The organism is Chelatococcus sp. KU-N122 (assembly GCF_055391085.1).
Genome location: NZ_AP043981.1, coordinates 5,520,648 through 5,536,455, shown reverse-complemented (window position 1 = coordinate 5,536,455; position 15,808 = coordinate 5,520,648). Strand labels below are relative to the sequence as shown.

Sequence of the window (15,808 nt, the reverse complement as noted above, 5' to 3'; positions counted from 1 at the left end):
CCCGGCCATTTACATTTTGGACCGAGGCGTTACTTCGCCTGCGCCACCGTCCTGGTCTGCAAGGTCTCGATGACCTGCTCGCCAAAGCCCTCCACCCAGTTGCGCTGCAGAGCGATGGTCGCCCCCGTCGCCGCCTTGGCGACCGGACAGAACGCTGCGATCAACGCGTTGGCCACGTCGGACGGACGCGCCTTGGGGTTCTTGGTCATGAGCTCGGCCGCCAGGCTCGCCGCCGTGTCACCGGGGACCGGCGTCGTCGGGGTGCCCAACAGCGTGGCCGCCTGATTGACCAGATCCATCGGGACCATCTTGCCGTCGTTGGTGGGGCAGTTCAGCCGCGCGGGATCTCCATCGGGCTCGCGCGCCACCAGGGAGCGGCCGGCCGGAGCCGCCCAGATGAAGTCGAGCGGCGGGAATTTGACCGCCGCCGTCTGCGGCGCCAGCGCCGCCGAGACCTTCAAGGCGAACTGCTTCAGCTCCGCATTCTTCTGCCAATCCGGGATCGTCTTGCCCGCCACGACAGGGCAATAGGCGGTGACCAGGGCGTTGACCGTATTGGAGATGTCGTCGTCGGAGGCGGTATTGCGGTAGAGCGTCGCCAGCTCATCGATGTGGTTGTTGCCGGCCGCCAGCATGTTGGAAAGGGCCGCGACCGCCGCTGGGTCCGGGCCGGCCTGCCCCGGGCCGCCGCCGACCTTGGGGCAGTTGAAGGCCGAGGCCGCCTGCGTGCCGTAGTCCGGCACCGCCGCCGTGGTGCGCCACGCCGCCACCATCTCCGCCGTGACGTTCGGCGCAGCCTCGTTGCCCCAGCTGGTGCGGATGTAGTTGGCGAGATCGGCGATCTGGCTGTCGCCGAGGCGGCCGGCGAAGCTCGGCATGGCGCCATAGGCGCCGTCGGCGGGCAAGCCCCCGAGGGTCGCCATCAGGATGTTGTAGGGCTCGGCCGCCGTCACCGCCGGGTTACCGGCCAGATTGGGGGCGACACTCGGCTTGCCGGCGCCGTGCGGCTGGTGGCACTCCATGCAATTGTCGACGTAGATCTGCCCGGCGCGCGCCACCACCTCGGGCGCCAGCGGCGAATCGGCCTGTGGCGCCGGCCGCTGCTGGGGCGACGGCGCGTCGAAGAGATAGGTCGCCATCGCCTTGAGGTCGGCGTCCGTCCAGCCCGACGTGCTGTTGCGGATGACCTCGGCCATGGGGCCGAACACGGCGGTCTTGCCCGGCGCGCTGCCGGTCTTGAAGAATTGCTGCAGTGTATCGGGCGTCCAGCCGGCCTTGGTCAGCGTGCCCGCATCGATCGCCGGCGCGTAGAAGCCGTCGATCTCGGTGCCGGTGAACTGCGCCTTGCCCTTGATCGCGCCCATGATGTTGCGCGGGGAATGGCAGTCGGAGCAGTGGCCGAGCGCCTCGACCAGATAGGCGCCGCGGTTCCATTCGTCGCTCTTGCCCGCCGTCGGCTTGAAGTAAGCCGGCGAGAAGAACAATTCGCGCCAGGCCAGCATGCCCATGCGCACGTTGAACGGGAACCCCAGCGTGTTGTCGGGCTTCGTCGCCTGGACGGCCGGGATGCGGCGGACATAGGCCCACAGCGCCTTGAGGTCGTCCTCGGTGATGGCCGCGTAGGCGTCGAAGGGCATGGCCGGGTAGAGGTAGGCGCCGTCCCTGCGGATACCGTCATGGACGGCATTCTTGAAGTCGGCGAACGTCCAGCTGCCGATGCCGGTGGCGGAATCAGAGGTGATGTTGGCCGAGTAGATGGTTCCGAACGGCGTCGCGAGCCCCAGGCCGCCAGCGTAGGGCTTCGCCTTGTCTCCCGTATGGCAGGGCATGCAATCGCCAAGACGCGCCACGTATTCACCGCGGGCGACGAGGGACGCGTCGTCGAGCGGCTCTGCCGCGCCACGGCTCGGCGCGCCAGGCGCGGGTGTCACCGGCGGGCTCGCGGAAGGCGCATTCTGGGCCGATGCCGGGCCCGCTGCCGCCAGGGCCGCTGCCAAGGCCAGAGCGGCGGTGCCGACAGCCCACGGACGAACGCTCGCTTGCTCGGACTGACCCGACCCCATGGTACCCCCCGCCGTTGTTCAGAACGTCTCTAAGCTCCCTTCCGGAAGGTTGCATGACAACGGCCATGTGCCCAGCCCGGGCGCCATGGCCGGCTAACCTTTTCCGATCAATTCAGGCGGAGCGGGGGATGGAGCGGAGCTATTCGAACCAGGGCGGCTGCGGAATGGCCAGGTGCGCCTGCCGCAGCGCCTGGGACCAGCGCTCGCGCAGGTCGGCAAAATAGGGCTCGCCGGGCTCGATGCGAAAGCGCGACGCCGCGGCCAAGGTGCCGGCCTTGTAGCTCATCAGGTCGATCGGCAGGCCGACGCTCAGGTTGGAGCGCAGCGTCGAATCCATGGAAATCAGCCCAAGCTTCAGGGCATCCGGCAGGCTGGTGCCGTAGGAGATCGAGCGATCCAGGATCGGCTTGCCGTACTTGTGCTCGCCGACCTGCAGGTACGGGGTGTCCGTGGTGGCCTCGATGAAATTGCCGGCGGAGTAGACCTGGAACAGCCGCACCGGCTTGGACCCGATCTGGCCGCCGAGCAGGAACATGGGATCGAAGCGCAGCTTGTGCTTCTCGAACGCTTCGCCGTCCGCATCGTAGACCATGCGAACGGCGCGGCCGACGAGCTGGGCCGCCTCGAACATGCTCGCCGCCGACATCAGCGTCTCGCGCTCGCCGCCGGGCGTCTCGATCCCCTCCGCCAGAATGGAGAGCACCGATTGGGAGATCGCCAGATTGCCCGACGTGGCGAGCCCGATGACCCGGTCGCCCTCCCGCTCGAACAGATACAGCTTGCGGAAGGTGGCGATGTTGTCGATCCCCGCGCTGGTGCGCGTGTCGGCGATCATCACCAGGCCGTCGCGCACCAGTATGCCGACGCAATAGGTCATGGGCTCTTCACTCTCTTCCCCGGCGCCACCGCGCGCCGGCCGCGCCGTGGCGTGCGGCAGCGCGCTCCGGCCCGGCGCATACATGCTCCAGGCCTCGGGGTCACCATCGTGGGGCATCTCGCCGCCGGCATGCGCAGCGCGCGGCGTGTGTGGAGCGGACGGATCCGGGCCCGGCGTCATGGTTCTACGGCGCTCCCCCGGCCTTCGGCGCTTCGCTGCGGCGCAATGGCCGCACCCGCTCAGCTCTGTGTCTGAGACATCGCCTCTGCCGCACGGACGGTGACATTGACCGTCTGGTCGCCGCCGGAGCGGGCCCCGACCACCGGAGCGGCCCCGTAGTAGTCGGCCGCCGCCGCGACCCGCACGTAGCGGTCGGTCGGGCAGAGGTCATAGGCCGAATCGAAGCCGATCCAGCCATAGCCGGTCACCATCACCTCCGCCCATTCGTGCATGGCGTGCGCCGCCTGGCCGTCGGCGTCGTCGAGCCGATAGCCGGAGACGAAGCGAGCCGGCCAGTCCAGGCTGCGGGCCGCGCCGACGAAGATGTGGGCATGGTCGCGGGCGGCCGCCGACTTCTCCTCGAACGCGGCCTGCGCCGTCGCCTTGGGTTCGGCCGCGGCCAGCGGCAGCCGCTGGTGCAGCGCGCGCATCAGCGCATGCAGCGCGCTCAGCTGGTCACCTGCGCCGGTCGCCGCGACGTCCAGTGCGAAGGCGCGGATGTCGGCATCAGGCTCCGTCGCGGGTGTCTGGCGCAGGAAGACCGCCGCCGGCAGACGCTCCGAGGCGTTACGCACCACGCCGGCCTGATCGAAGGTCTCGACCTCGCCGGAGACGCTGATCTGCGCTCGCTCCAGCGGCCCGTCGCCGCTGAAGATATGGACGTGATTGCCGAAGGCGTCCTCGGCGGCGCGGAGCCGGCCCGCATCGCCGCATTCGATGCGCCAACGGAGCACGTGCTGAGCATCGAACCGGCTGGGCATCAGGCGCAGCAGCAATAGCGGCGACCTGGCCGTCGGCTCGCACGGATAGGTCGCTTCGTGCGTGATCGAAATGTGCATCGTCAGCTCAGGTACTGCTCGGAGATCGCCGCTCCGAGCTGGTCGTTGGCACCAATGAACTCCTCGATGAACTCGTGCAAGCCCGACTGGAAGATGGACTCGATGCGGCCGTTGCGCAGCTTGCCGTACGAGGTGCGCGCCAGCTTCTGGCTCGGCCCCTGCCGGCCATAGGCCATCGACAGCCGGTCCAAGTAGTTGGTGATGTTGGAATAACAGCTGGCGAGCGAGCGCGGCATGTCCTCCTTCAGCACCAGGAGATCGGCGACCAGCCAGGGCTTGACGCTGTCACGATACACCCAGCGGTAGCTCGTCAGGGCCGAGACGGAGCGCAGGATCGAGGCCCATTGGTAATAGTCGAGCCCACCGCCGACCTCGGCATGCTTGGGCAGCAGGACATGGTACTTGACGTCGAGGATGCGCGCCGTGTTGTCGGCGCGCTCGATGAACAGGCCGAGCTGCGTGAACCAGAAGGCGTCGTTGCGCAGCATCGTCCGATAGGCGGTGCCGTCGAAGCGCAGCGACGCTTCCTTGACGAAGTTGATGAAGCGCTGGGTATCGCCCGCGGCTTCGATCTCGTGCATCTCCAGATAGGCGCCGTTGATCGTCGCCCACATTTCGGAGGTCAGCGCCGTGCGCTCGGCCCGCGCGTTGTGCCGGGCGCGCTCCAGGCAGTTGCGGATACTGGCGGGCGCCTCGCGCGAGAAGGCGAGATAGTGGATTACCGCTTCGGGCGTCACCTCCTGGTGGGTCGCCATGAAGTCGTCTTCGACGCCGGCGGTCTTGATGGCGGATTCCCATTCGGTGAGCCCGCCGCCGTAGGCCGTCGGCAGCGAGGAGAGCCGGTAGGCCGCATCCAGGATGCGCGCCAGGCTCTCGGCGCGCTCCATGTAGCGGGACATCCAGTAGAGGTTTTCGGCAGTCCGGGAGAGCAGCGTCATGGCTCGATCAATCTCCCAGAACCCAGGTGTCCTTGGTGCCGCCGCCCTGGCTCGAATTGACCACCAGCGATCCCTCCTTGAGCGCGACCCGCGTGAGGCCGCCAGGCACGATGCGCACGCGGTCGGCCCCGGTCAGGACGAAGGGCCTGAGGTCGACGTGGCGTGGCGCGATACCGCTTTCGACCAGCGTGGGCGACGTGGACAGCGCCAGTGTCGGCTGGGCAATGAAATGGTCGGGCGCATGCTTGAGCTTCTCGGCGAAGGCCTCACGCGTCGCCTTGTCGGCATGGGGGCCGATCAGCATGCCGTAGCCGCCGGAACCGTGCACCTCCTTGACCACCAGCTCGTCGAGGTGCTCGAGCACGTAGGCGAGCGCCTGCGGCTCCCGGCAGCGCCACGTCGGCACGTTCTTCAGCATCGGCTCTTCGCCGAGGTAGAACGTCAGGATCTCCGGCATGTAGCTGTAGATCGCCTTGTCGTCGGCGATGCCCGTGCCGACGGCGTTGGCCAGCGTCACGTTGCCAGCCTGGTAGGCCAGCATCAGGCCGGGCACGCCGAGCATCGAGTCCGGCCGGAAGGCGAGAGGATCGAGGAACTCGTCGTCGATGCGCCGGTAGATGACGTCGACGCGCTTCGGCCCCTCCGTCGTGCGCATATAGACGTAGTCGTCCTTGACGAAGAGGTCCCGCCCCTCGACGAGCTCGACGCCCAGCCGGTCGGCCAGGAAGGAATGCTCGTAATAGGCGCTGTTGTAGGGGCCCGGCGTCATCAGCACGACGGTCGGCTCGCCTGCCGCCCGCGGCGCCACCGAGCGCAGCGAGGCGAGCAGCTCGTCGGTGTAGCCGTCGACCGGGGCGACGCGGTGGCGGCCGAACAGCTCGGGGAAGAGGCGCATCATCGCCTCGCGGTTCTCCAGCATGTAGGATACGCCCGACGGCGCCCGGGCATTGTCCTCCAGCACGTAGAAGGTATCGGCGTCGACCCGCACCACGTCGATGCCGGCGATGTGGATATAGACGTCACCGGCCGGCCGGAACTGGGTCATCTCCGGCTTGAAGAAGGCGTTGCCCAGGATCATCGCCTCGGGCACCACGCCCGCCCGGATGATCTCGCGCGGGCCGTAGATGTCCTTCAGGAAGGCGTTGAGCGCCCGCACCCGCTGCTCGAGCCCGGCCGCCAGCTGGGTCCACTCCTCCGCGGCGAGGATGCGGGGAACGATGTCGAACGGAATGATCCGCTCTTCTGCTTCGGTGTCTCCATAGACGGCAAAGGTGATGCCCATGCGGCGGAACAGCAGCTCCGCTTCGGTCCGGCGTTGCGCGAGCAACTCCCTCGGGACCTGGCCGAGCCACGCTTGCAGTCTTTCGTAGGCGGGCCGACAGCTGTCGCCGAAGCTCGACATCTCGTCGAAGGCGCGCAACGCCATGTTTTCAGCCTCTTTTGCTCTGGTTCTTTGAGCCAACGAAGACACAAGTAACGTGCCAACGATTGTGGCACGCCGTTACCGCGGCGGTCGAGGCGCAGAGCGAGTACAGGCGCATTTTTAGGCGGCAAGGATGCACACTTGCTCGCCATCTGCCGCCGCTGGCGTCACATCACGGCGCGGCGGCGGACAACGACGTCTGCGGCGGGTCAGGCCGGCGTCGATTCGGCCGCCTGACTCAGGCCGAGATAGGTCTCGACGATGCGCGAATCCGCCTGCAGCCGAGCGCTCGGCCCCTCCAGCACCACGGTGCCGTTCTCCAGCACGTAGCCGTAGTCGGCGACCTTGAGCGCGGCGCGAGCATTCTGCTCGACCAGCAGGATGGCGACGCCGGCGCTGCGCAGCTCGACGACGATCCTGAAGATGTCGCGGACGATCAGCGGCGCGAGCCCGAGGCTCGGCTCGTCGAGCATCAGCAGTCGTGGCCGCCCCATCAGGGCACGCCCCATGGCCAGCATCTGCCGCTCGCCGCCGGAGAGCGTGCCCGCCAGCTGCCGCCGGCGCTCGGCGAGCCTGGGGAACAGCCCGTAGATCCGGTCCAACGATGCGGCGGCGGCGGCCCGTCCCTCGGCGCGCAGGCGGAAGCGGCCGAGCTGCAGGTTGTCCTCGACGCTCATGGAGGTGAACAGCTCACGCTTCTCGGGCACCAGGGCGATGCCACGGTCGAAGCGCCCCTCGACCGCCAGATGCTGCACCGGCTCGCCGGCGACCGATATGGCGCCGCGCGCCGGCAGGATGCCCATGACCGCGTTGAGCAGCGTCGACTTGCCGGCACCGTTGGCGCCGATGACGGTGACGATGGCGCCGGCCTCGACCGTGAGCGCCGTCGGGTGCACCGCGGGAACGCCGTTGTAGGCGACGGCGAGGTCGCGCACGGCCAGCAGCGCGCTCATACGACGCCGCCGAGATAGGCGTCGATCACCGCCGGGTTGGCGCGCACGGCGGCAGGATCGCCCTCCGCCAGCTTGGTGCCGAACTCCATGACGACGAGGCGGTCGGTGAGGCCCATGACGAAGTCCATGTCGTGCTCGACCAGCAGGATGGAGAGCCCCTCCCCCTTCAGTTGCCGCAGCAAGTCTGCCAGATCCGCCTTCTCGCGGTGGCGCAGGCCGGCCGCCGGCTCGTCGAGCAGCAGCAGCACCGGATCGAGGCAGAGCGCACGGGCGATCTCGACGATGCGCTGCTGGCCGAGCGCCAGGCTGGTCGCTGGCCTGTCCGCCATCCCGGCCAGGCCGACGCGGCCGAGCTGGCGCGCCGCCTCGGCGAAGATGCGGCGCTCCTCGGCCTGGTCGAGCCGCGCGATGCCGGCGAGCGCCCCGGCCCGGCCGCGCAGATGGGCGCCGAGCGCCACGTTCTCGATCACCGTCATCGACGGCACCAGCCTGACGTGCTGGAAGGTGCGGGCGATGCCGCGCCGGGCGGCAGCGCGGGAGCGCTGGCCGGCGATGGCCTCGCCGCCGAAGCGGACCTCGCCGGCGGTCGGCATGGTGATGCCGGTGATGAGATCGAAGGTGGTGCTCTTGCCGGCGCCGTTGGGGCCGATCAGGCCGACGATCTCACCCTTGCCCACGGCGAAGCTCACGTCGTTCACCGCGACCAATCCACCGAAGACCTTGCGCAGGCCGATCACCTCGAGCAGAGGCACGGCCGCCTTGGGCGGCGGGCGCTCGCACGTGGCCAGCTCGCCGGCGGCCGCATGGCTGCGGACGGCCGGCTTCACCCAGGTGGCCAGGCGCGCGATGTGCGGCCACAGCCCCTCGCGGGCCGTTTGCAGGATGGCCACGAGAATGATGCCGAAGGCGATGGTCTCGAAATTGCCCTGGGCGCCGATCAGCCGCGGCAGGACGTCCTGCAGCTGGTCGCGAATGACGGTGACCAGGCCGGCGCCGAGGATGGCGCCCCACACCGACCCGGCGCCGCCGACGACGGCCATCAGCAGGTATTCGATGCTGGCGCTCAGGTTGAACGGCGTCGGATTGACGGCTCGCTGGAGGTGCGCGTAGAGCCAGCCCGACACGGCGGCGAGCAGGGCGGCATAGACGAAGGCCAGCATCTTGGCCCGCGCGGTGTCGACGCCGAACGCCTCGGCCGCGATGACGCCGCCCCGCAGCGCCCGGATGGCCCGGCCGACGCGCGACGCCAGCAGGTTCTGGGTGGCCACGATCATCAGCGCCAGCGTCAGCCAGATCAGATAGTACATGGAGGCGCCGTCGGCGAAGACGACGCGGCCGATCGCCAGCGGCGGGATGCCCGAGATGCCGTCGTAGCGGGCGAAAAAGTCGAGATTGCCGAAGATGTAGAACAGGCTGACGTTCCAGGCGAGCGTGCCGAGCGGCAGGTAGTGACCGGACAGCCGCAGCGTGATGACGCCGATGATCCAGGCGCTCACCCCGGTCGTCAGCATGGCCAGCGGCAGGCTGAGCCAGGGGGAGAGCCCGAAGCGCGTCGTCGCGATGGCGGTGGTGTAGGCGCCGATGCCGACGAACATGGCCTGCCCGAACGAGGTCATGCCGCCGACGCCGGTGAGCACCACCAGCCCGAGCGCCACCATGGCGTAGAGGCCGATGTAGTTGAGCAGCGTGATCCAGAACGACGGCAGGCCGGGCACCAGCGGCACGGCAAGGCACAGCGCGAGCGCGGCCAGCTGGAGCAGGCGGGCGCTCATCACTCCTCCTCCTCGATCACCGGGGCCCGCCACGAGCGCCACAGCAGCACCGGGATGATCACCAGGAAGACGATCACCTCCTTGAAGGCCGAAGCCCAGTAGGACGACAGCGCCTCGACGATGCCGACGAGGATGGCCGCCGCTCCGGCGAGCGGATAGCTCGCCAGCCCGGCGATGATGGCGGCGACGAAGCCCTTGAGACCGACGATGAAGCCGGTGTCGTAGTAGATGGTGGTAATCGGCGAGACGAGGACGCCCGACAGCGCCCCGAGGAAGGCCGCCAGCGTGAAGGCGATGGCGCCGGAGAGCGCCGGCGCGATGCCGACGAGGCGCGCGCCGAGCCGGTTGACCGCCGTGGCGCGCAGCGCCTTGCCGAGCAGCGTCAGCTCGAAGAAGGCCGCGAGCGCGCCGATGAGGCCCAGCGTGATGCCGACGATCCACAGCGACTGGCCGCTGACCATCAGCTGGCCCACATCGAACGTGGCGCTCGAGAAGCCGTCGGTGCGCGAGCCCTCGGCGCCGAAGAACACCAGGCCGAGCCCGGTGAGCGCCAGATGCACGCCGATCGAGGCGATGAGCAGCACCAGCACCGACGCTCCGGCGAGCGGCTGATAGGCCACCCGGTAGAGGTAGGCGCCGATCGGCGTGATGATCGCCAGCGCCAGCAGGATCTGGACGACGACGCCGGGCTTCAGCGGCGCGAGCCACAGCGTCAGCGCGCCGATCAGGATCGGCAGCACGATGTCGATGCTGAGGATGCGCGCCACCAGCCGCGGGGACAGCTGCCGGCGCGCCTGCACGAGCTCGAAGATCGCGGCGGCGACGCCGAGGCCGAACAGCAGAAACAGCGTGCCGGGCGCCTGGCCCCGCTCCAGCGCCGCCAGCGTGAGCGCGCCGAAGCTCACGAACTCGCCCTGCGGGATGAAGATCACGCGCGTGACCGTGAACACCAGCACCAGCGACAGCGCCAGCAAGGCGTAGATGGCGCCGTTGATGATGCCGTCCTGAACGAGGATCAGGACAATCGACAGGTCCACGTCGAGCCTTTCGTCATCGCGCCTGGTAGCTCTGCACGGAGATCGTAACCGTTTGCGCCACGGCAGCCCGGTTGGGCTTCTAAGAGGATGGATGGTCGGGTCAAGCCCGACCATGACGTTGAAAATAAAGGGGTTGCCCCCTCAAACCGTCATGGTCGGGCTTGACCCGACCATCCATCCATTGAAAACGACAACGGGCGGCCCGCGCCGGGCCGCCCCCATTCATCTGTCCTACTGCCCGGCGGCGTTCAGTTGGTCGCCGGCAACAGCTTCCACTGGCCGCCTTCGATCACCACCATGACGCGGGCGCGCTCATCCTGGCCCACGTGATCCTGCGGCGTCATGTTGACCACGCCCTGGCTGTAGACCACCTCCTTGGCGCCTTCGATGGCGTCGCGCAGGGCGGCGCGGAACTCCGGCGTGCCCGGCTTGGCGGTCTTCAACGCGACGGGAAGAGCGGCGGCGAGCAAAATCCCGGCATCGTTCATGTGGGCGCCGAAGGTCGACACCGAGCCGGCGCCGTACTTGGCCTCGTAGTCCTTGACGTACTGGACGGCGACCTTCTTCACCGGATTGGCGTCGGGCAGCTGGCTCGCCACCAGCACCGGGCCGGCCGGCAGGATGGTGCCCTCCACGTCCTTGCCGCCGACGCGAAGGAAGTCGTTATTCGCGGCCCCGTGGGTCTGATAGATGGTGCCCTTGTAGCCGCGCTCCTTCAGGGCCTTGGCGGGCAGCGCCGCCGGCGTGCCGGCGCCGGCGACGAGGATGGCGTCCGGCTTGGCGCCGATCAGCTTCAGCGTCTGGCCGGTGACGCTGGTGTCGGTGCGGGCGTAGCGCTCGGTCGCCACCAGCTCGATGCCCTTGTCCTTCAGCGCAGGCGTGATCTCCGCCAGCCAGCCGTCGCCGTAGGCGTCGTTGAAGCCGATGAAGCCCACCTTCTTCACGCCGGCCTTGGCCATGGTGTCGGCGATCGCCTTGGCCATCAGCGTGTCGTTCTGCGGGGTCTTGAAGGCCCACCTGCGCTTGTCGTCGACGGGACCGACGATCTTGGCGGACGCGGCAAGCGAGACGAGCGGCACCTTGGCTTCGGCCGCCACTTCGACCATGGCCAGCGACACCGGCGTGATCGAGGAGCCGATGACGGCGTCGACCTTGTCGTCGCCGATCAGCTTGCGCATGTTGGCGACGCCCTTGGTGGTGTCGCTGCCGTCGTCGAGCACGACGTATTCGATCGGCGTGCCCGCCACCTCCTTGGGCAGCAGGGCCACCGTGTTGGCCTCCGGAATGCCGAGCGAGGCGGCCGGGCCGGTCGAGGATACGCTCACCCCCACCTTGATGGGATCGGCAGCCAGCGCCGGTATCGCCATAGCTGATGCGAGGGCCGCCGCGGCCGCGGCGAGCGTCAGGATGCGTCTCATCTCGTTCCCTCCCCGAGCGGTCGCGCCCGACACGGGCAAGCCGTGCCGGCAAACTGATCGCCGCTCTCTGTCGTTCGCCGGGCCTGCGGTGGCGGATGCGCCCGCCGCCGTTGCCCAATCGCGCACGAAACCCACGTGGAGCGGCCTTGAGACGCCGCTCCACACCTAGAATGGGGCTAGCGAGCGGCCGGAAGCGAGTCAAGAAACGGGAGCGCGGAACAGGCCCGTATCCGACCAAAGACCGAGATAGCGGCAGGCTGGCGCGCCCACGCATGTCGCTCGCTTGGGTTTGGTATTCTGGCAGGGTCCGCTGATTCCGCCGACGATTCCCAAGGAGCAAGACGATGATCCGCGACGAGGCGCTTGCCGCCTACCGGCCCATGCGGGCCGCCGTCCCCGGCGTGCTCGGGATCGCCACCGGCTCCTGCGGCCGCGCGGATATCATGAGGGCCGCCAAGCAGATCGGACTGTGGACCGAGGACGGGGCGATCACGGAGCTGCCCGGGGCCATCGAGATGCTGAGCGACGTTGTCCTGTTCGAGCCGAACCAGCGCGGCCAGCGCCGCTACGATCACTTCTTGTCAAAGCAGGTGCCCCAGCTCGGCGCGGCCGAGCGCGCGCTGGCGGAGCGCATGGGCGGCGCCTTCTTCTCGTTGTTCCGCCACGGGGGCCGGCATGATGCAGCGGGCATCTGGGTCGAGGATCTCCTGGCCGGGGACCGTCGCCTCTGGCTGATGGACGAGGCGATCGAGACCGCCCTGACGGGTGATGAGATCGTGGGCATGCGCGTGTTCGACGCGGGGCCGTTCCATGCCGGGTTCGGCATCGTCGTACGCCCCGACGAGGAAACCATCGACACGTGCAGGCACGTGAGAACCCGTGACGGGCGGCTGGCGTTTCGCCACTCGCTCGCGGCAACGCTGTACGGCGACGCGCTACGCCCCAGCCTGCCGCTGGGCGAGGAGCAGATGCAGATCATCGAAGCCCTGCTCCAAGGCGTCGACGCGGGCGGCGACAGCACACGCCACGGCGCCACCAGCCGCAAACGCGCTGCACGCTGAGACGATCGCGGCGGCCGCCGCCCACGGACGAAGCTGGATCGCAAAGTCCGCTGGCAAGCCTCTGGACACCCGGGGCCAGCGCCTCTATAAGGCGCCCTCGCTGTCCGCAGCCGGCCCGTCCGTAGCGCCAGCCGCCCAGGTAGCTCAGTTGGTAGAGCATGCGACTGAAAATCGCAGTGTCGGTGGTTCGATTCCGCCCCTGGGCACCATTTTCCTAAATCGCCGTTCATGTGTCTGGGCTTTTAGCGATTGTGTCCTGCCGAAATAGCGAGGTGGGACGTTGTTGCGTTCACCGGACCTGATCATCGAACTGCGAAACAGCTTCGTCCGGGCATATCCGCCTCGGAGATAATTTTATGGCTGATTCGGACGCGACAATGGACGCCAGGATCGAGGCTGTTCGTCAGATCCTGTGGCAGGCCTTCTCAATCAAACGGACCGACCCCACCATCAGTGTTTCCCCAATCGTCCGGCAAACGATCTTCTACATCTACGAGGGCGGCGAGCCGGGAAAATGGAGGGAACATCGTCCCCACTCGGCGGCGGCGCGTGATTGTCGACGGGCCGGCGCCGGCAGGTTTCCATCGAAGGATGAGCCTATGAGGTATGACCACGCGATCCCGCCGGTGCGGCTTCAGCGCGGCCTCGAGAAGGCGACGGCATCGTTGGAGGCCATGCGAAGCTTCTTGCACCGCTTCGTCCAGGGGGTCATCATCACCCGCGAAGAGAACGAGCGACTTGATAAAGCGCGGCTGACCACCGCCATGCCGGACGGTGCCTCGGCACACGACATGCTGGCGAGGTATCGCGCCGTTGGCATCGCGTTCGAACCTGCCGACGAGGAGATCCTGACGCGCGCCGGCTCGGCTCGGTGAAAGAAGAATTGCGAAGTTCGGTGACGGATTACGAGTCTCAGCCGCGCGCTTCTGCTCGGCAACCTTACGAACTTCGTACCCACGTTGGGTTTGACAGCTGAGCAGGCTTCCGAAGCCACGAAGGAAATCGTCGCCACTGTCTAGGAATTGATCAAGGCCGCGGACACGGGCAACGAGAAAGCTCACGAGGCCGGCCTGCCGCGTGGTTTCCCGACGCGATGAGGCGGGGAACCAGCCCACCGGCCGCAGCCGATGCCGCCGAGAGGCAGGAGCGCACTGGGCCGCAACAGCTGAAGCAGGGACTGCGGCCGGCCGCTGGAGCGAGATTCTGCCCGGCGCGGGGCACCTGCTGACGGCTGACAACGAGCGGAACTCCTCAATGGGTACGGCTACTGCGGACCCATCGGATGACTCTATCATGAAACGATGCTTTCATCGGCGCCGAGCGGCACGGCGAGGGGGCGTCGATATGGCTGTAACTGAGAAGACCGAAGTCTTGCGGCATCTGAGCTTCGGCAACCAAGTGGCGGAGGAGGAGCGCGACGCCCTGAAGGGATATTTCGTGCGAACGCAAGCATGGGAAAGAATTTATAAGGGCGAGATTGATGTTGTTTATGGCCCAAAAGGGTCTGGCAAGAGCGCAATTTATGTCCTTATTAATGACTACTCTGACGACCTCTTCGATGCAGGAATTCTGCTTATAGTTGCCGAAAATCCTCAGGGCGCGCCAGCCTTCAAAGATATTGAGAGAAACCCGCCGTCGACCGAACGCGAATTCATCGGAATTTGGAAACTGTATTTCGCTACCCTCCTGGGACGCCTAATAAAAGATTACGAAATAAAAGGAGAATATGCCGATTTACTTATAAATAATTTAGAAGACAACAATCTTCTTCCTCAAAGAAGTACCGCTCTTGGAGTTATATTGACAGCTGTTCGGCGATATGTTTCAAAGTTCTTCAATCCAAAATCGATCGAAGGCGGCATGTCGGTGGACCCAGTCACCCTTATCCCATCCGGAGTGACTGGTAAGATCGTCTTCGAAGACCCAGACATTGCAGCCCAAAAGAGAGGTGTCCTATCAGTCGACGACCTTCTCAAAGCCGCCGATGAAGCGCTGGAACAGGCCAATTTTGATGCCTGGATCATGCTCGATCGATTGGATGTTGCATTCGATGAATCGACTGATTTGGAGCGGAACGCATTAAGAGCCTTGTTTCGCGCCTATCGCGATATTCGAGCCTTCAGGAGAATTAAACCAAAGATATTCTTGAGAACGGATATCTGGAAGAGAATAACGGAGGGCGGCTTCCGGGAGGCTACTCACGTGTCAAGGGATTTTCAGTTGCGCTGGGATAAACCGGAGTTAAAGAACTTGATTGTTCGCAGGCTCGCCAGCAACAAGAGGGCAATTGAGTACTACGGTGTCGACTATGACAACTTGATGTCTTCGTCTGTTCTCCAGGATGGGTTCTTCCAGAGAGTGTTTCCGCCGCAGGTTGAAGTCGGCGAAAAGCAATCTCTGACAATAGATTGGATAATTCGGCGGACCGCGGATGGGACAAATAGCACTCAACCGAGAGATGTAATATTATTCTTGAACAAGCTTTGCGAAGTTCAGAACAGACGATTGGAAAGAGGCGAGGCAGAGCCTCCCAATGAGTGGCTGTTTGAGAGAACCGCATTCAAGGAAGCGATGCCTGCTCTGTCGGAATATCGGGTCACAAAGGTGTTATTTGCGGAGTATCCGCATCTTCGCCAATTCATCGAGGCGCTTAGAGAACAGAAGACAGAGCATAATATAAATTCATTGTCGGCTTTATGGAGTACGGCAGATGATATCACCGTTGCTACAGCTAGGCAGTTAAGAGACGTAGGGTTCTTCGAAGAACGAACATCAAAGGGAGAGACCACGTTCTGGGTGCCATTTGTGTACCGATCTTATCTCTCCATGTCCCAAGGCAAGGTCGCTGACCTTTCGTTGGGCGCCTCGGATGATGACGATTTTTTTGGCGATAGCTAACTAAGATTCGTCAGGTGCGGCGCACTTTCGTTGGCCGCCGCTGCGCGCCCTGCGTAACGGTTGTTGGCCGCGAGTGGGCGCGACGTTTTTTTAACGCAGCCGCTGCAGCCGGCACCGGCGGCGCGAAGCCACCCAAGCACGTCGGCGTCGAGCCGCAGCGTCGCTTCGCGCTTGGGCTCGTCGACCTTCGGCTGGCCACCCCGGTTCCTAGTCAGGGTGCCTTAGGCCCACCGGATAACCTCGTCGCCGCGGACGAACTCGGCCCGAGCGTCCTGCTCGTCGGTTTGCAAGGAGTAGTGCCTCAGGCGAG

Annotated in this window: 13 protein-coding genes and 1 tRNA gene; 4 read left to right on the top strand and 10 right to left on the bottom strand. The window is 66.2% G+C overall.

What is annotated here, in order from left to right; genetic code table 11:
* Window positions 1-29 precede the first annotated feature (29 nt).
* From ACZ5PO_RS24955 to ACZ5PO_RS24915, 9 genes are all read right to left on the bottom strand, one after another.
* Window positions 30-1,931 (bottom strand): c-type cytochrome, encoded by a 1,902-nt coding sequence (locus ACZ5PO_RS24955; protein ID WP_464184638.1) that lies wholly within the window; start codon window positions 1,929-1,931, stop codon window positions 30-32.
* A 271-nt stretch (window positions 1,932-2,202) separates the two neighbouring features.
* Window positions 2,203-2,940, bottom strand: coding sequence for a proteasome-type protease (locus ACZ5PO_RS24950; protein WP_464197026.1), 738 nt, complete (start codon window positions 2,938-2,940; stop codon window positions 2,203-2,205).
* 239 nt (window positions 2,941-3,179) lie between these two features.
* On the bottom strand, window positions 3,180-3,998 hold the full coding sequence (locus tag ACZ5PO_RS24945; RefSeq protein WP_464184637.1) for a transglutaminase family protein: 819 nt from the start codon (window positions 3,996-3,998) through the stop codon (window positions 3,180-3,182).
* A 2-nt stretch (window positions 3,999-4,000) separates the two neighbouring features.
* Window positions 4,001-4,930 (bottom strand): alpha-E domain-containing protein, encoded by a 930-nt coding sequence (locus tag ACZ5PO_RS24940; protein WP_464197024.1) that lies wholly within the window; start codon window positions 4,928-4,930, stop codon window positions 4,001-4,003.
* A gap of 13 nt (window positions 4,931-4,943) precedes the next feature.
* A complete protein-coding gene (locus tag ACZ5PO_RS24935) occupies window positions 4,944-6,362 on the bottom strand; it encodes a circularly permuted type 2 ATP-grasp protein (RefSeq protein WP_464184635.1) in 1,419 nt (472 codons plus the stop codon).
* 206 nt (window positions 6,363-6,568) lie between these two features.
* A complete protein-coding gene (locus ACZ5PO_RS24930) occupies window positions 6,569-7,312 on the bottom strand; it encodes an ABC transporter ATP-binding protein (protein WP_464184634.1) in 744 nt (247 codons plus the stop codon).
* Entirely contained in the window at window positions 7,309-9,084 is a 1,776-nt protein-coding gene (locus tag ACZ5PO_RS24925) for a branched-chain amino acid ABC transporter ATP-binding protein/permease (protein ID WP_464184633.1), read from the bottom strand. Before ACZ5PO_RS24925 ends, ACZ5PO_RS24930 begins: the two co-directional genes overlap by 4 nt.
* A complete protein-coding gene (locus ACZ5PO_RS24920) occupies window positions 9,084-10,121 on the bottom strand; it encodes a branched-chain amino acid ABC transporter permease (RefSeq protein ID WP_464184632.1) in 1,038 nt (345 codons plus the stop codon). The genes ACZ5PO_RS24925 and ACZ5PO_RS24920 overlap by 1 nt, the downstream gene beginning before the upstream one ends.
* A 248-nt stretch (window positions 10,122-10,369) precedes the next feature.
* Window positions 10,370-11,539 carry an ABC transporter substrate-binding protein gene (locus tag ACZ5PO_RS24915; RefSeq protein WP_464184631.1) on the bottom strand — a complete coding sequence of 390 codons (1,170 nt, stop codon included), beginning with the start codon at window positions 11,537-11,539 and terminating at the stop codon, window positions 10,370-10,372.
* Window positions 11,540-11,883: 344 nt separating this feature from the next.
* Between ACZ5PO_RS24915 and ACZ5PO_RS24910 the strand changes: the two genes are divergently transcribed.
* The 4 genes from ACZ5PO_RS24910 to ACZ5PO_RS24895 all read left to right on the top strand — a co-directional run bounded on the left by ACZ5PO_RS24910 (window position 11,884) and on the right by ACZ5PO_RS24895 (window position 15,498).
* The gene (locus ACZ5PO_RS24910) at window positions 11,884-12,600 is read left to right on the top strand and encodes a DUF7986 domain-containing protein (protein WP_464184630.1); all 717 of its coding nucleotides are present in this window, start codon (window positions 11,884-11,886) and stop codon (window positions 12,598-12,600) included.
* Between the two features lie 133 nt (window positions 12,601-12,733).
* A tRNA-Phe gene (locus ACZ5PO_RS24905) sits at window positions 12,734-12,809 on the top strand.
* Window positions 12,810-12,956: 147 nt separating this feature from the next.
* Window positions 12,957-13,475: a hypothetical protein gene (locus ACZ5PO_RS24900; RefSeq protein ID WP_464184628.1), complete on the top strand. Its 519-nt coding sequence runs from the start codon at window positions 12,957-12,959 to the stop codon at window positions 13,473-13,475.
* Window positions 13,476-13,944: 469 nt separating this feature from the next.
* A complete protein-coding gene (locus ACZ5PO_RS24895; protein ID WP_464184626.1) occupies window positions 13,945-15,498 on the top strand; it encodes a P-loop ATPase, Sll1717 family in 1,554 nt (517 codons plus the stop codon).
* On the opposite strand, the gene ACZ5PO_RS24890 is transcribed toward ACZ5PO_RS24895, so the two are convergent.
* Complete coding sequence (locus ACZ5PO_RS24890) at window positions 15,495-15,713, bottom strand: BrnA antitoxin family protein (RefSeq protein WP_464197022.1); 219 nt, start codon at window positions 15,711-15,713, stop codon at window positions 15,495-15,497. The two genes, ACZ5PO_RS24895 and ACZ5PO_RS24890, sit on opposite strands and share 4 nt — an antisense overlap.
* Window positions 15,714-15,808: the final 95 nt, after the last annotated feature.

Bases quoted from the DNA above. Each gene is read 5' to 3' on its own strand.
- ACZ5PO_RS24895 (WP_464184626.1), top strand. From the start codon at position 13,945: ATGGCTGTAACTGAGAAGACCGAAGTCTTGCGGCATCTGAGCTTCGGC.
- ACZ5PO_RS24945 (WP_464184637.1), bottom strand. From the start codon at position 3,998: ATGCACATTTCGATCACGCACGAAGCGACCTATCCGTGCGAGCCGACG.
- ACZ5PO_RS24910 (WP_464184630.1), top strand. From the start codon at position 11,884: ATGATCCGCGACGAGGCGCTTGCCGCCTACCGGCCCATGCGGGCCGCC.
- ACZ5PO_RS24950 (WP_464197026.1), bottom strand. From the start codon at position 2,940: ATGACCTATTGCGTCGGCATACTGGTGCGCGACGGCCTGGTGATGATC.
- ACZ5PO_RS24915 (WP_464184631.1), bottom strand. From the start codon at position 11,539: ATGAGACGCATCCTGACGCTCGCCGCGGCCGCGGCGGCCCTCGCATCA.
- ACZ5PO_RS24935 (WP_464184635.1), bottom strand. From the start codon at position 6,362: ATGGCGTTGCGCGCCTTCGACGAGATGTCGAGCTTCGGCGACAGCTGT.
- ACZ5PO_RS24900 (WP_464184628.1), top strand. From the start codon at position 12,957: ATGGCTGATTCGGACGCGACAATGGACGCCAGGATCGAGGCTGTTCGT.
- ACZ5PO_RS24925 (WP_464184633.1), bottom strand. From the start codon at position 9,084: ATGAGCGCCCGCCTGCTCCAGCTGGCCGCGCTCGCGCTGTGCCTTGCC.
- ACZ5PO_RS24930 (WP_464184634.1), bottom strand. From the start codon at position 7,312: ATGAGCGCGCTGCTGGCCGTGCGCGACCTCGCCGTCGCCTACAACGGC.